The organism is Mesorhizobium sp. M3A.F.Ca.ET.080.04.2.1, from assembly GCF_003952525.1.
In the GTDB taxonomy this organism is placed as follows: Bacteria; Pseudomonadota; Alphaproteobacteria; order Rhizobiales; family Rhizobiaceae; genus Mesorhizobium.
In genome coordinates this window covers 5814288-5829313 of the sequence record NZ_CP034451.1, presented here as the reverse complement: position 1 = coordinate 5829313, position 15026 = coordinate 5814288, and the positions used below count along the sequence as shown (strand labels likewise).

14 protein-coding genes and 2 pseudogenes are annotated in these 15026 nt (G+C 63.1%); 3 read left to right on the top strand and 13 right to left on the bottom strand.

Annotation, left to right across the window (positions count from 1 at the left end; all coding sequences use genetic code 11):
* Positions 1 to 27: 27 nt before the first annotated feature.
* Positions 28 to 232: pseudogene (locus EJ074_RS30495) on the top strand (type II toxin-antitoxin system RelE/ParE family toxin); the annotation flags it as partial.
* A gap of 9 nt (positions 233 to 241) precedes the next feature.
* Here EJ074_RS30495 and EJ074_RS27790 read toward each other — a convergent pair.
* The 4 genes from EJ074_RS27790 to yajC form a co-directional block, all read right to left on the bottom strand.
* Positions 242 to 1090: a phytoene/squalene synthase family protein gene (locus EJ074_RS27790; RefSeq protein ID WP_165350025.1), complete on the bottom strand. Its 849-nt coding sequence runs from the start codon at positions 1088 to 1090 to the stop codon at positions 242 to 244.
* Complete coding sequence (locus tag EJ074_RS27785) at positions 1091 to 1480, bottom strand: Mth938-like domain-containing protein (protein ID WP_095807192.1); 390 nt, start codon at positions 1478 to 1480, stop codon at positions 1091 to 1093.
* 117 nt (positions 1481 to 1597) lie between these two features.
* Complete coding sequence (secDF, locus tag EJ074_RS27780) at positions 1598 to 4147, bottom strand: protein translocase subunit SecDF (protein ID WP_095807191.1); 2550 nt, start codon at positions 4145 to 4147, stop codon at positions 1598 to 1600.
* A 55-nt stretch (positions 4148 to 4202) separates the two neighbouring features.
* On the bottom strand, positions 4203 to 4541 hold the full coding sequence (yajC, locus tag EJ074_RS27775) for a preprotein translocase subunit YajC (RefSeq protein ID WP_095807190.1): 339 nt from the start codon (positions 4539 to 4541) through the stop codon (positions 4203 to 4205).
* Positions 4542 to 4783: 242 nt separating this feature from the next.
* Between yajC and EJ074_RS27770 the strand changes: the two genes are divergently transcribed.
* The gene (locus tag EJ074_RS27770) at positions 4784 to 5656 is read left to right on the top strand and encodes an ATP-binding protein (protein ID WP_095807189.1); all 873 of its coding nucleotides are present in this window, start codon (positions 4784 to 4786) and stop codon (positions 5654 to 5656) included.
* Positions 5657 to 5771: 115 nt separating this feature from the next.
* Positions 5772 to 6596, top strand: a pseudogene (locus tag EJ074_RS27765) (isocitrate lyase/phosphoenolpyruvate mutase family protein).
* A gap of 127 nt (positions 6597 to 6723) precedes the next feature.
* Here the strand turns inward: EJ074_RS27765 and EJ074_RS27760 are convergent.
* From EJ074_RS27760 to EJ074_RS27720, 9 genes are all read right to left on the bottom strand, one after another.
* A complete protein-coding gene (locus EJ074_RS27760; protein ID WP_095807188.1) occupies positions 6724 to 8250 on the bottom strand; it encodes a peptidoglycan DD-metalloendopeptidase family protein in 1527 nt (508 codons plus the stop codon).
* 226 nt (positions 8251 to 8476) lie between these two features.
* A complete protein-coding gene (locus EJ074_RS27755; RefSeq protein ID WP_095807187.1) occupies positions 8477 to 9130 on the bottom strand; it encodes a protein-L-isoaspartate(D-aspartate) O-methyltransferase in 654 nt (217 codons plus the stop codon).
* A complete protein-coding gene (gene surE / locus EJ074_RS27750; protein ID WP_129553900.1) occupies positions 9127 to 9885 on the bottom strand; it encodes a 5'/3'-nucleotidase SurE in 759 nt (252 codons plus the stop codon). Before surE ends, EJ074_RS27755 begins: the two co-directional genes overlap by 4 nt.
* 4 nt (positions 9886 to 9889) lie before the next feature.
* Positions 9890 to 11194, bottom strand: a complete 1305-nt coding sequence (serS, locus tag EJ074_RS27745) for a serine--tRNA ligase (protein ID WP_095807185.1) — start codon at positions 11192 to 11194, stop codon at positions 9890 to 9892.
* A 196-nt stretch (positions 11195 to 11390) separates the two neighbouring features.
* A complete protein-coding gene (gene tatC / locus EJ074_RS27740) occupies positions 11391 to 12254 on the bottom strand; it encodes a twin-arginine translocase subunit TatC (RefSeq protein WP_095807184.1) in 864 nt (287 codons plus the stop codon).
* Positions 12251 to 12976, bottom strand: coding sequence for a Sec-independent protein translocase protein TatB (gene tatB, locus EJ074_RS27735; protein WP_095807183.1), 726 nt, complete (start codon positions 12974 to 12976; stop codon positions 12251 to 12253). Before tatB ends, tatC begins: the two co-directional genes overlap by 4 nt.
* A gap of 83 nt (positions 12977 to 13059) precedes the next feature.
* Positions 13060 to 13281, bottom strand: a complete 222-nt coding sequence (locus EJ074_RS27730) for a twin-arginine translocase TatA/TatE family subunit (RefSeq protein WP_095807182.1) — start codon at positions 13279 to 13281, stop codon at positions 13060 to 13062.
* Positions 13282 to 13461: 180 nt separating this feature from the next.
* Positions 13462 to 14217: an SMC-Scp complex subunit ScpB gene (gene scpB, locus EJ074_RS27725; RefSeq protein WP_095807181.1), complete on the bottom strand. Its 756-nt coding sequence runs from the start codon at positions 14215 to 14217 to the stop codon at positions 13462 to 13464.
* Positions 14214 to 15014 carry a ScpA family protein gene (locus tag EJ074_RS27720; protein WP_095807180.1) on the bottom strand — a complete coding sequence of 267 codons (801 nt, stop codon included), beginning with the start codon at positions 15012 to 15014 and terminating at the stop codon, positions 14214 to 14216. Before EJ074_RS27720 ends, scpB begins: the two co-directional genes overlap by 4 nt.
* Between the last annotated feature and the right edge of the window lie 12 nt (positions 15015 to 15026).

The window sequence follows — 15026 nt, the reverse complement described above, 5'->3', positions numbered from 1 at the left end:
TTCGATTGCGGTTGGACAGTCCTGCATATTGAGGACCGCTGCCAGAGCATCAGCAACGCGCCTCGCGGCGGACGCCGCGTGACGATATCATGCCGGGACTAAGGACAGTTCCGTTCGAGCATTCCGCCGTCATTGCCTAATCGTCGATAGCGACGTCGTACGCATCGTTAATGTCCTCCATGGCGGCCGCGATTATGAAGCGCTGGTGCGTGGCAATGGCGAACCGTCCTGATGGGATGGGTCAAAGACCTGCCCAACCTCGCATTGCGTGACGCAAGAGCAGCCAGTGCCGCCGCAAGGTCGAGAGCACCACAGCGCCGTCGAGTGGCGACCGGCCGGTCTTTTCCATCTTGTCGAGATAGCCGCGTGTGAGCGCCAGCGGAAGGAAGGCGGGGCGCAGTGACACGGGAAGCGCTGGCGCGCCCTTCTCAAAGGCGCTGAGGTGGTCCCGCGCCAGCGCGATCATCGCGGCCGCTGCTCGCTGCTCCGCGGCCCCGCCCTCCCCCTTGACGAACTCTTCCGGCGAAGAGCCGGCGGCCGCCAGTATGTCGGCCGGGACGTAGCACTGTCCACGCCGACGATGCAGCGGCAACAACAGCAGCAAGCCGGTGATGGCCTGTGCGCAGCCTGCCCTGCCCGCGAATTCGGCAAAGCCAGGCGCGGCTATCGGATCGAGCGCCATCGCCACCAGTTGGATGAGTGCGGCGGCCGTTTCCCCGCAGTAACCTTCGAGGTCGGTCCGCGACGGCATCGGATCGTCGTAAAGATCGAAGATGCGCGCATCTAGCATGTTCTCGAAGGCGGCCTTGGGCAGCCGGTTGGCGGTGATCGTCGCCTTCAGCGCATCGGCGGTCGGGTGACCGGTATCAGCCCCATCTTCGCTCGCGATGACGTCGCGCCACCACTGCAGCCTGACTTCGCCCGGCAACGGCTCGTGGATGCGGTCGCGCACGCCGGCGATCTCAGCGTTGAAGGCATAGAGCGCGAGCAGCGCGTCGCGTTTGTCGGCTGGCGCGTAGAGAGCCGAAAGATAGCGGTCATGGTCAGCGGCACGTACCGCCTCCATGACGAGGTTGGATGAGCCCGCCATTCAATCGACGGCGATCAATGCTGCAGCCACGGCACGGTCCTCGGCCAGCAGCACGTTGTAGGTCCGCACGGCCGCTCCCGTCGACATCGGGTCGGCCGAGATGCCCGCCTGCTTGAGTGCTGCGCGCAACGCGGCAGGCAAGGGCCGAAGATCCTTGCCGGTGCCGACCAGCAGGATCTCTATCCTGTCGGCCTGGGCGAAAAGCTTGTCGAAGTCCGACGCCTTCAGCGCCAGCGGATCGGCCGGCTCCCAGCCATGGATGCCGGACGGTAGGCACAGAAGCGAGCCGCGATGCGACATGTCGGCAAAGCGGAAGCCGCCATTGCCATAAGCCTCGATCGGCGCCTTGCCCGGGAAATGCGCCTCGCGAATGATGATGCCTTTGACCATGGGTCTAGAGCATGATGCCGAAAAGTGTGGTGCGGTTTTCGGACGACATCATGCTCTATCTCTTTGATTTGGAGCCGGCGTCAGGACTAGACCTGCAATCATCCGGCTCTTGCGGCGTCAGGTCGCCACGGCCTTGCCGTTCACCGGCTTATCCCCTTCGGCGCTCGCGGCCTGCGGCCGCAACTTGAACAGGATCAGCAGCGGCGCGGCGATGAAGATCGACGAATAGGTGCCGAACACCACGCCGAACAGCATCGCCAGCGTGAAGGATCGGATCACCTCGCCGCCGAACAGCACGAGCGCCAGCAGCGCCAGGATCGTGGTCACCGACGTCAGCGTCGTTCTCGACAGCGTCTCGTTGATGGCGTTGTTCAACAGCTGCGGCAGCGGCATCTTCTTGTATTTGCGCAGGTCCTCGCGGACGCGGTCATAGACGACGATGGTGTCGTTCAGCGAATAGCCGATGATGGTGAGGATCGCCGCCAATGAAGACTGGTTGAATTCCAGCCCTGTTATGACGAAGAAGCCGATCGTCATCACCACGTCGTGGATCGTCGCAATGATGGCGCCCACCGCGAACTGCCATTCGAAGCGGAACCAGACATAGAGCAGGATGCCGACCAGCGCGATCAGCATGGCGATCGTGCCCTGTTTGGCGAGCTCTCCGGAAACCGTCGGCCCCACCACCTCGACACGGCGGAAGTCGTACTGGTCCTGGAGCTCGCCCCTCACCTTGTCGATGACGGTCTGCTCGGCGTTCTCGCCGGCGTCCTGCGTGCCGACCCGGATCAGCACGTCGTTCGGCGCGCCGAACTGCTGTACCTGGATTTCGCCGATGTTGAGTTCCGACAGCCTGCTGCGGATATCGCCGAGATCGGCGTCGCCCTGCTTGGACTGCACTTCGATTATCGAACCGCCCCTGAAGTCGATGCCGTAGTTGATGTCGATGGTCAGGAACCCGACGACCGACAGGACCGACAACAGGCTGGACAAAGCAAATGTCCAGCGTCGGATACCCATGAAGGGAATCCTGGTGCCCGGCGGAATGAAAGTGACCGGCGCGCGCGGCAATTCCTTCGGACGAGCCCGACGCAGCCAAATGGACACCAGCATGCGCGTGAAGGTGAAGGCGGTGAACACAGTGGTCAGGATGCCAATCGCGTAGGTGATGGCGAAGCCCTTGACCGGACCGGTGCCCAGCCAGAACAGCACCACCGTCGCGATCAGCGAGGTGACGTTGGAATCGACGATGGTTGCCAGCGCCTTGGAGAAGCCGGTGTCGATCGATTGGATGACTGAGCGGCCGTTTCGCCGCTCCTCGCGGATGCGTTCATAGATCAGAACGTTGGAGTCGACCGCCATGCCGATGGTGAGCACGATGCCGGCGATGCCGGGCAAGGTGAGCGTCGCTCCCAGCAGCGACAGCAGCGCCACGATCATCGCGACGTGCACCGCCAAGGCCACATTGGCGAGGAAACCGAGGAAGCCGTAAGCGACGAACATGAAGGCGACGACCAGGATCGACCCGATCACGCCCGCGATCTTGCCGGCGTGGATGGAGTCCTGGCCGAGGCCCGGACCCACCGTGCGCTCTTCAATGATGGTGAGCTTTGCCGGCAAGGCGCCGGCGCGCAGCAGCACGGCGAGATCGTTGGCGCTCTCTGCTGTGAAGTTGCCGGAAATCTGCCCCGTGCCGCCGAGAATAGGCTCACGGATGACGGGCGCCGAAATGACCTGATTGTCGAGGACGATGGCGAAAGGTTTACCGACATTCTGCTGGGTCGCTTGACCGAACCGGGTGGCGCCCCGCGAATTGAATGTGAACGAAACCACCGGCTCGTTTGTTTGCGAATTATAAGTCGGCGTCGCCTGCGACAGGTCTTCGCCCGACACGATGACGCGGTTCTCCACCAAATAGGGAACTGGAGGATCGTCCTGGGAATACAGGATGGAATCGCCCGCCGGCGGCCGGCCTTTCATGGCATCCTGGACCGGCACCGAGGTATCGACCATTTGGAACGTCAGCTTGGCGGTCTGGCCGATAATGTCTTTAAGCCGCTGAGGGTTCTGGAGACCGGGCACCTGGACAAGGATGCGGTCGTCGCCCTGCCGCTGCACGATCGGCTCGGTAGTACCCAGCGCATTGACGCGCCGTTCGACAACTTCGATTGCCTGCGACAAAGCCGTCGAGGTCCGGTACTTGAGACCGGCATCCGTAACGGTAAATCTCAACAGCCCCGGCTCTGAATCATCCAGTGCCATCGATTGAACGGAACCGCCGGTGAATAGGCTGGCATTTACCGGATTTGTAATCGGTTTCAGCGCAGCTTTGGCCGCATCGAGCTGGCTCTGGTCGTTGATGCGCACCTGCACGGTGCGCCCGGTGCCGGAAAGCCCGGTATATTGGATCTTGGCTTCGCGCAGCAGGGTCCTGATCTCGTCGCGCGTCGTCTCCAGCTGATCTTTGATCAAGTCGTTCTGATCCATCTGGAGCAGGATGTGCGAACCGCCCTGAAGGTCGAGGCCGAGCGTCATCTGCCGCTTCGGCACCCAGCTCGGCAGCTGCGCCAGCGTGCTTGCCGGGAACAGGTTGGGCGCGGCGAGGATCACTGTTATGGCCACGGCGAGCCAGATCAGGATCATCTTCAGGCGCGAGAAATAAAGCATTCGTTCTTATCCGTTCAGGCGTACAAGCGGCAGCGTTGCGCCAGCGAGATCTGGATTACTTCTTCGCGTTCTGGTTCGCCACCGGCTCGCCCTTGACGCGCACGTCCGTGAGCGTCGAGCGCAGCGCCGTCACCTTGGTTCCACCGCCAAGGTCGATCTCCAGCTCATTGTCGTCGATCACCTTGGTCACCTTGCCGACGAAGCCGCCGCCGGTCACCACCGTATCGCCGCGGCGCACCGCAGCCAGCATCTCCTGGCGCTTCTTCAGCTGCGTGCGCTGCGGCCGGATGATCAGAAAATACATGATCACGAAAATCAGGACAAACGGCAAAATGCTGACGAACATGTCTGGCGAGGTGCCAACGCCCTGGGCGTATGCCGGTGTGACGAACATCAAGAAAACTCCTGGAAGGTGACAAACCGCCGGGGCGGCCCCGCGAAATTTGGCCGGAATATAGTCGGTAAAGTTGCCAATGCAACTGCGGGATCCGGCGAATCCGTTGCTTTTCCAGCCGTTTGCCGCGTGCTAGAGCGTCGCAGCGGGAAGCGCCTTGGAGGCTGCCGAAAGCTGGTTCTTGCGGCGCCCCAACGGAAGCTGCTCCCACGTCCCGAGAAGCGAGAACAAAAAGACCTCAGATGACCGACAGCCTGGACGCCCTGAACAAGAAGCTGGAACGCTTGATCGAGGCAGTCTCCCGTCTTGCCGCTCCGCCTGTGCCGCAGACCGACCTCGGCGCGGCCGACTGCTTCGTCTGGCAGGCCGATCCCGGCTACCTGGAGCCGGTCCGCAAGGTCAATCGGGTCGACATTGGCCTGATCCGCGGCGTCGACCGGGTCCGCGACATCCTGCTCGACAACACCCAACGCTTCGCCTCCGGCTATGCGGCAAACAACGTGCTGCTGTGGGGTGCGCGCGGCATGGGCAAGTCGTCGCTGGTCAAGGCCGTGCACGCGGCAGTCAATGCCTCCGACAAGCTCGACCGCGCGCTCAAGCTGATCGAGATCCATCGCGAGGACATCGATACGCTGCCGAAGCTGATGAGCCTGCTGAAGGCCGCGCCCTATCGTTTCATCCTGTTTTGCGACGACCTCTCCTTTGATCATGACGACACCTCCTACAAATCGCTGAAGGCGGCGCTCGAAGGTGGCGTCGAGGGGCGGCCGGCCAATGTCATCTTCTACGCCACGTCGAACCGGCGGCACCTGTTGCCGCGCGACATGATCGACAATGAGCGCTCGACCGCCATCAACCCGTCGGAAGCGGTGGAGGAAAAGGTTTCGCTCTCCGACCGCTTTGGCCTGTGGCTGGGCTTCCACAAATGCTCGCAGGACGAATATCTGGACATGATCGACGGCTATGTCCGCTATCACGGCCTGACCGTCCACCCCGAAACGTTGCGCGCCGAGGCGCTCGAGTGGGCGACGACGCGCGGCAGCCGCTCAGGCCGTGTCGCCTGGCAGTTCACGCAGGACCTGGCGGGACGACTCGGCAAGGCGCTCAAGGACTAGCTGCCGATAGAAATCGAAACATGCAGCCGCCCTGCCGGGTCGAGCGCTGAATGTTCTTTATCTGTTCCATCCATTGTGCCATTTTCCCAGGACTCATGAGTTGGGGGAAACGCGATTGAAAAGCAAAGGCGCAGCGTTTCGCAGGCTCCATCACGAGCCAGGCGCGTTCATCATCCCGAACCCCTGGGATGCCGGCACGGCGCGGATCCTGGCAGCCATGGGTTTTACCGCCCTGGCCACCACAAGCGCCGGCATGGCCTTTTTGCCTCGGCGTCGCCGAAGGGCAGGTTTCCAGAGAAGATACGATGGACCACTGCCGGGCCATTGTGGCTGCGACGCCGCTCCCTGTTTCCGCTGATCTCGAAAAAGGCTTCGGCGACAGTCCCGAGAGCGCTGCCGAAACGATCCGGGCGGCGGCAGGCATCGGCCTGGCCGGATGTTCCCTGGAAGATCATACTGGAAGACGCGAGGATCCGATCTACGACTTCACCCTTGCGGTCGAGCGGATCGAGGCGGCAGCACAGGCATGCCGCACGCTGTCGGATGATTTCGTGTTGACGGCACGCTGCGAGAACTTCTTGTGGGGACGTCCCGACCTGGACGATACCATTCGACGATTGCAGGCTTTCGAGAAGGCTGGAGCCGACGTTCTCTATGCGCCCGGCCTGCATGACCTCGGCGTGATCCGCACTGTCTGCGGCGCCGTGACGAAACCGGTCAATATCGTGATGGGCATGCCGGGCGCCACCTTTGATCTGGGCGAACTGGCCGATGCCGGCGTCAAGCGGATCAGCGTCGGCTCGGCGCTGGCACGTCTGGCTTTGGCAGTTTCGTCCGCGCCGCCCGTGAGATGAGATCGGAGGGAAGTTTCCGGTTCTCGCAGGAAGCCATGGGCTTCGCCGAACTGGAAGGTTTCTTTACCGGATCGAGGAAAGCCTGAAAGGCCAGCGTTGATCCGGCAAGGACGGTTCGTCCAGCGCAAAACTATTGAAAAAGCCCGCCCCTGACGGAACGGGCAAGCCGGCGGGCCGGACTGGAGGTCAGGCGGCCCGCAAATTATTCTTGTTCTATTCGAGATAGGTCGATGGGTCGACCGGGGCCGAATTCTTGCGCACCTCGAAGTGCAGCTTCGGCGAGTCCGTCGTGCCGCTCATGCCCGAAACCGCGATCTCCTGGCCGCGCTTGACCTTTTGGCCGCGCTGCACCTCGATCGAGCTGGCATGACCATAGACGGTGACCAGGCCGTTCTCGTGGCGCACCAGGACGGTGTTGCCGAATTCCTTCAGACCGTCGCCGGCATAGATGACCACCCCGTTCTCAGCCGCCTTGATCGGCGTTCCCTCTGGCACTGCGATGTCGACGCCGTCTTTGCCGGCGCCGAAGCCGGAGATGACGCGGCCCCGAACCGGCCAGCGCATCTTGCCGATGCCGGTCGCGTCCGGCGCCACGGCATCGTCGTCCTCGGCCTGCTGGATGACCTTGTCCTTTTTCGGCGGTGTGTAGGAGGCGAGCGTTTCAGACGGCGTGGTCTTTGCCGGCGGCGGCGTGGTCGCCGTCGTCACCGGATCGACAGCCGGCTTCGCGCCGGTCGTCGCGGCCGGCTTGGCGGCGGCCATCGCGACGGTGCCTCCGGCAGGAACTTTCAGGGTCTGGCCGATCTTCAGCAGGCCGTTCTCCATGCCGTTGGCCTGCTTCAGCGCCGCGACGTCGACACCGGTCTTGCGGGCGATCGAAGACAGCGAGTCGCCCTGCTGGACGGTATAGGTGCCGCCGGCTCCGGCCGGCTTGGCGTCGGCCAGCTGTGGCGCGGGCTTGGCATTCTTCGAGCCGCTGGCCGCAGCGGATGCATCGACCTGCGCAGCCGACTTGCCATCCTTGAGCTTCGGCTGCTGCGGCAGCACAGCGACCTTCTCCGGCGCGCCGGCAGGCTTCGGCGTGTTGGCGGGCTTGGCGGCGTCGGCAACCCTGGGCTCACCTTTTCTCGAATAGGCATAGGCGGGGATGACGATCTTCTGACCGATTCTCAGCCCCTTTTTGGCGTCCAGGCCATTCACCTTGACGATCGCATCGGCCGGTACATGATATTGCCGCGCCAAACCGGAAATGGTCTCGCCTTCCCTGACGACAATCTCGGTCGCGTGCGAAGCCGCACTTGCGTTGCGTACGGCGTCGGGGGCGGCGGTCTTGAACGGCTTCGGCGCGACGGTGCCGGTGGTCGTCTTGTCGACACGCGGCGCGGCAGGAGCGAGCGTCGGCGCCGAGGCGGTGCGCATCGGCTTGGCGGGCGCTGCGGCCGGCGCCGAGGGTGGCGGCAACTGCTGTGCCGTAACCGGCTCGAGGCTCGAGCGACTCACCGACTGTGTGTGGCTGCCGTCGACGGGGGCCGGCGCGACCGTGTCGCCCGGATAGGGCTGATCGACATTTTGCTTGTCGATGATGGCGCGCTGATTGTTGGTCGATGAGGTGAAAACGTCGTCGACGCCGTTGAAGCGCATGGCCTGGGAACTGCAGCCGGCGGCGGCGCCGGCGATCACGAGGACGGCGCAGCCACGCGCCAGATTCCGTCCGTTTGCCTTCAAAACATTGAATTGCATCGCACTAACCCGCACAGACCCGGTACAAACTGGTCATGATTAAAGCGCGTTAATGTTACTGGCCGGTTAACCCATTAGAATCCGTCAAAAATTTTCTTAAAACATTTTCGATCGGAGGCGGTGGGCCGAGATTCAGGTCAGCCGGAGACGAGAGCGGAGCGTGACGTGAGCATCGGAAGCGTGGAAGCCGCCAGTTGCCGGCTGGCCTCCCATGAATCCAACCCGGCTAAATCACCGCGGCGACGCTTCGCAATATCGGCTGCAGCCTGACCATGCCGATGTCCTCGCGTTCGAAACGGCTGCCGACCTTGGTCAGCTTGGCCAGCACCTGCTCGCCCTCTTCCGGGCCGATCGGCGCGATGACGATGCCGCCGCTCGACAACTGGTCGAGCAGAAAGCGCGGCAGGCTGTCGAAAGCAGCCCAGGCGAGGATGCGGTCGAACGGCCCTTCATTGGCCAGGCCGTTGGAGCCATCTGCCTGGCGCGCGATGGCGTTGCTGATGCCCAGCGCCTCGAAGCGCTGCTTTGCCTGTTCGGTCAGGGTCTTGTAGCGGTCGATGGTGACGACGCGGGCGGCCAGCCGCGACATCACGGCAGCGGTGTAGCCCGATCCGGTGCCGATCTCGAGCACGCGGTTTCCCGGCTCGATGGCCAGCGCCGCGAGCACCGCCGCCTGCAGGTCCGCGCCCTCGATCGCCTCGCCGCAGTCGATCGGCAGCATGCCTTCCGACCAGGCGATCGAATGGAACTGCGCAGACAGGAAGCCGCGCCGCGGCGTCGCCTCGAAAGCGGCGACCAGCGGCTTCGGCGCAGTGCCCCGGCCGCGCAGGCGAAGCAGGAAAGCAGCAAATCCTTCGCGGTCGTCGAGGGCCATGTTCATGAGAGCGCCTTGGTCAGCTGGTCGCGGAGTTCATGGGCGGTGAGGTCAAGCTGCAGCGGCGTCACCGACACCAGCCGATTGCGCATCGCGTGAAGGTCGGTGCCTTTCTTGCCTTCGACCGGCTCGCGGCCGAAGCGCAGCCAGTAATAAGGCAAGCCACGCCCGTCGCGCCGCTCTTCGACCCACAGGCTGTGCACCAGCTTGCCTTGCGAGGTGACGACCGTCCCTTCGATCTCGTCGGGCGCGCAGTTCGGAAAATTGACGTTGAGCAGCACCCCTTCCGGCAACGGCGTCGCAATCAGCTTCTTCAGCAGTGCCGGCGCCAGCGCTTCGGTCGTCTCGTAGGGGACAACGCGGTCCTCGCCGACGTAGGAATAAGCCTGGCTGACGGCGATGGAGCGCACGCCGAGCAGCGCGCCTTCCATGGCGCCCGCGACGGTGCCCGAATAAGTGACGTCGTCGGCGATGTTGGCGCCGGAATTGACGCCCGACAGGATGAGATCCGGCGGCCCGGGCAGTATCTTCTTCGCGCCCATGATGACGCAGTCGGTCGGCGTGCCGCGCACGGCATAGTGCTTTTCGCCGATCTTCCTCAGCCTGAGCGGCTCCGAGATCGACAGTGAATGGGCGTAGCCGGACTGGTCCTGCTCCGGTGCCACCACCCAGACGTCATCCGACAGCGTCCGGGCGATGCGCTCCAGCGACGCCAGCCCTTCGGCATGGATGCCGTCATCATTGGTCAGCAGGATGCGCATGAGCTCATTTGGATTCGATCTTCGCGAGACCACCCATGTAAGGCCGAAGCGCTTCAGGAATGGTTACGCTGCCGTCCTCGTTTTGGTAGTTTTCGATGACCGCGATAAGCGCGCGGCCGACCGCAGTGCCCGAGCCGTTGAGCGTATGCACGAAGCGGTTGCCCTTGCCGTCCTTGTCCTTGTAGCGGGCATCCATGCGCCGGGCCTGGAAGTCGCCGCACACCGAGCAGGACGAGATCTCGCGATAGGCGTTCTGACCCGGCAGCCAGACCTCGATGTCGTAGGTCTTGCGTGCGCCGAACCCCATGTCGCCGGTGCAGAGCGTCACCGTGCGGAACGGCAGGCGGAGCCGCTTTAGCACCTCTTCGGCGCATTGGGTCATGCGCTCGTGCTCGGCAAGCGAGCTCTCCTGGTCGGTGATCGAGACCAGCTCGACCTTATAGAACTGGTGCTGACGCAGCATGCCGCGCGTGTCGCGCCCCGCCGAGCCCGCCTCCGAGCGGAAGCATGGCGTCAGCGCGGTGTAGCGCAGCGGCAGCCTTTCGTGCGCCGTGATCTCCTCGCGCACGAGGTTGGTGAGCGGCACTTCGGCCGTCGGAATAAGTCCCAGGCGCCCGTCCCCATGCGGGGTAAAGAAGAGGTCCAGTTCGAACTTCGGCAGCTGGTTGGTGCCGAAAAGCACCTCGTCGCGTACCATCAGCGGCGGCTGGATTTCCTCATACCCATGCTCGGCGGTGTGCAGGTCGAGCATGAACTGGCCGAGCGCGCGCTCCATGCGGGCGAGCTGACTCTTCAGCACCGTGAAGCGCGAGCCGGATAGCTTCGCCGCCCGCTCGAAATCCATCATGCCGAGAGCTTCGCCGATCTCGAAATGCTCCTTCACCCAGTTCGGGCGCGGCGGCACCTCGCCGACGATGCGCTTGACGACATTGTCGTGCTCGTCCTTGCCGACGGGAACGTCGTCGAGCGGTACGTTGGGCAGCACCGCTAGCCCGTCGTTCAGCGCCTTGTCGAGCTCGCGCTCGCGTGCCTCGCCATTCTGGATGAATGCCTTGATCTCGCTGACTTCGGCCTTCAACTTTTCTGCAAGCGCCGCATCGCCCGATCGCATCGCGTTGCCGATCTCTTTCGAGGCGGCGTTGCGACGCTCCTGCTTGACCTGCAATTCGCTCAGATGCGCACGCCGCGCTTCGTCCCTGGCGATCAGCTCGTCGACGGTGGACTGCGCCTCACCGGCCGACCACGAGCGCTTCACGAGCGCTTCGACCAGAGCCTTCGGGTTGTCGCGAATCCATTTGATATCAAGCATGGTTTGTCGGTCCTCGGCTAAGCATGCCGCCCAAAAATGCATTGCGATTTTGGGACAGCGACATGCTCAAAACAAAAGCTGAAACGCATCGCATGAGGCGACGCATTTCAGGCCAGAGGGCGTAAACCGCATCCTTGATTGATGCAAGACAGGCGGCCGCGGCTGCGGCGTTTTTCCGGCTTTCCCGATGTGGCGATCAGCTCGAGGACGCGTCCGGCGCCTTGTCGGCGACCGTGCTTGCGCTCTCTTTCCGCTCACGCGCCAAGCGGTCGCGCTCCTGGTTGCGCTCGATTAGGCGCGAGGAGAAGATGGCGACCTCGTAGAGCAGGATGGTCGGAATCGCGAGGCCGATCTGGCTCATGGGATCGGGCGGGGTCAGCACCGCGGCGACGACGAAGGCGATGACGATCGCCCATTTGCGCTTTTCCGCCAGTCCCCTCGACGACAGCAGGCCGACACGCGTCAGCAGGCTGGTCACTACCGGCAGCTGGAACACCAGGCCGAAGGAGAAGATCAGCGTCATGATCAGGCTGAGATATTCCGACACTTTCGGCAGCAGCGAAATCTGCACCTGGTCGTTGGTGCCGACCTGCTGCATGGCGAGGAAGAACCACATCACCATCGGGGTGAAGAAGAAATAGACCAGCGAGGCGCCCATCAGGAACAAGATGGGCGATGCGATCAGGAACGGCAGGAAGGCGCTGCGCTCATTCTTGTAGAGGCCTGGCGCGATGAATTTGTAGATTTGGGTGGCGATCAGCGGGAACGCGATGACCATGCCGCCGAACATGGCGAGCTTCACCTGGGTGAAGAAGAACTCCTGCGGCGCGGTGTAGATCAGCTCGACCTTATGCGGATCGAGCCCGGCCCATTGTGTCGCCCATTTGAAGGGTATGACCAGTAGGTTGAAGAGCCGCTTGGCGAAGAAGAAGCACGCGAGAAAGGCGATGAAAAAGCCGCCGAGTGACCAGATCAGCCGGCGGCGCAGCTCGATGAGATGCTCGATCAGCGGCGCCGAGGACTTCTCGATCTCATCTCTTTCCTGATCCGAAACGCTCACTTGGCGGCTCCCGCCGTCTTCTTGGCATCAGAGGGCTTTTTCACGGCTGGCTTCCTGACCGTGGCCACCGCTTTGGGCTCTGCTTTGGGCGCTGCCTTCTTGGCTGGCGTTGCAGCCTTTGCCGCCGGCGAGGCCTTTGCAGAGGCGGCCGCGACCGGCGCCTTGGCCGTTGTCGCTTTCGCCACGCCGGGAGCTGTCTTCGCCTTGGATGTCGCCGCCTTTTTGGCCGGCTCCGCGGGCTTGGCGATTTCCGAAACCGGCGCGGTCACCGAAGCGTCTGTCATGACCGGGAAGGTTGGCGTGGCCGGCGTCACCTCAGCTCCGTTGATACCGGGCATTTCGGTCGCGCCGTTCTTGAGCGGCTCCGCAGCTTCCGGCGTCGCCGCGGCCTCCTGTGCCGGATCCGCGGCGGGCTTGGGCTTCATCATCGTGTCGACGCCGGCGCGAACATCCGCCGCGGCCTGCTCGAACGGATTGAGCTGCTTGCGGATCTCAGTCGCCGGGTTGAGGCCTCTCAACGTGTCCACCGACTTCTTGACGTCGTCGAGTTCGGCTTCTTTCAAAGCCTCGTTGAACTGCTTCTGGAAATCGGCGGCCATGGCGCGCAACTTCGACGTCGTGCGGCCGAAGGTGCGCAGCATGTTGGGCAAATCCTTAGGCCCGACGACCACGATCATGACGACCGCGATCACCAGCATTTCGGTCCAGCCGACTTCAAACATGGCTATTTATTCCGACTAGTGCATGTCGCCCAAAAGTTCGAAGCGGTTTTGGGACAACGACATGCACAAAGCAACAACCGAGCTCAGCTTTTGCTGACCTTTTCCTTGCCCGGCGAAACGGTCTCGTCGGCGCGATGCTCGACGGTACGCTTGTCCTCGGCGGTGTCGTCGTCGGCCATGCCCTTCTTGAAGCTCTTGATGCCCTTGGCCATGTCGCCCATCAGCTCCGGCAGCTTGCCGCGGCCGAACAGCAGCAGCACGATGACCAGCACGATCAGCCAGTGCCATATCGATAGTGAACCCATTGCACATCTCTCTCGAATGTTTTCCCTGGCGATGATCTATGCGTTTTCGCTTAGGGATTCAAACACAACTGCAGTGAAGTTGATAAAATGGCTGGCGGATGTCACGCATTTTCGGCGTGAGCAGCTTGCTACGAATCCGCGCACACCTGCCGTTAACGACCGAACAGCGGCTTTTTTGCGTCAGTCTTCCGTGACGCGCGGGGTCAGCAGCCCCAGTTCCTCGAGGTCGATATCGGTCAGCGCATCTTCGTCTTCTGCGAGCGCCTCGGGATCGGCCGGCGGCAGCGGTATCGAGAAATTGGACGGCATGCGCGTCGACAGCAGGCCGGCGCCCTTCAGTTCTTCCATGCCGGGCAGATCGCGGATTTCCTCAAGCGCGAAATGGTCGAGGAAAGCGTCGGTCGTGCCGTAGGTCACCGGGCGGCCGGGCGTGCGGCGGCGTCCGCGCATCCGGACCCATTCCGTCTCCAGCAGCGTGTCCAGCGTCCCCTTCGAGGTCTCGACGCCCCTGATGTCCTCGATCTCGGCACGCGTCACCGGCTGGTGATAGGCGATGATCGCCAGCACCTCGAGTGCCGCGCGCGAAAGCTTTCGCTGCTGCACCGTGTCCCGGCTCATCAGGAAGGCGAGATCGCCCGCGGTCCGGAACGCCCAGGCATCGCCGACGCGAACCAGATTGACCCCGCGCTTGGAATAGATCTCCTGCAGGTCGGCCATTGCCGCCGCGATATTGACCCCCTCCGGAAGGCGCGCCGTGAGCTGTTTCTCGCTTACAGGCTCCGCGCTGGCGAAGACGATCGCCTCGGCCATGCGGACGGCCTCCGCCAGTTGCAGCCGTTCGGCAGGGTTCTCGATGGAACCTTGTTCGACCATCTCGTCCTCGGGTTCGTCTTCGACCTTGAACGGGATGACCGAAGCATTGGCGCGTTCGCTCATGAGACCACCTCGACTGCCCTGACCCCTTGCGCGCGGCCGCGCAGGTAAATTGGCGCGAAAACCTGATCCTGCCGCACTTCCAGTTTGCCCTCGCGCACCATTTCGAGCGTCGCCGCGAAGGAACTTGCGACCGCCGTGCGGGTTTCTTCCCGGCTCGCCAGATATTCGATGAGGAAGCTGTCCAACGCGGTCCAGTCGCTCAACGTGCCGACCAGCCTTGCCAGCACCTGGCGCGCATCCTTCAGCGACCAGACGGCGCGCCTGGCGATCGTCACATTGTTGATCGCCTGCCTCTGGCGCTGTTGTGCGTAGGCGGTCAACAGATCGTAGAGCGAGGCCGAATAGGCGTTGCGCTTTTCGACGATCACCATTTCAGGCATGCCGCGCGCGAAGACGTCGCGTCCGAGCCGGTTGCGGTTGACCAGCCTCGCGGCGGCATCGCGCATGGCTTCCAGCCGCTTCAGCCGGAACTGCAGCACCGCCGCCAGTTCCTCACCGCTCTCGCCCTCTTCGCCGGGCTGCTTCGGGATCAGAAGCTTCGACTTGAGGAAGGCAAGCCAGGCCGCCATCACCAGGTAGTCGGCCGCCAATTCCAGTCTCAGCGCCCTCACCTTCTCGATAAAGGCCAGATACTGCTCGGCGAGAGCCAGGATGGAAATTCGCGCAAGGTCGACCTTCTGGTTGCGCGCCAGATGCAGGAGAAGATCGAGCGGTCCTTCAAAGCCGGCGACGTCCACCACCAGCGATGGATCGCCGGTAAGGCGTGAATCGTCATTCTCGGCCCACAGACGGTCCATCGGTGCGGCCTT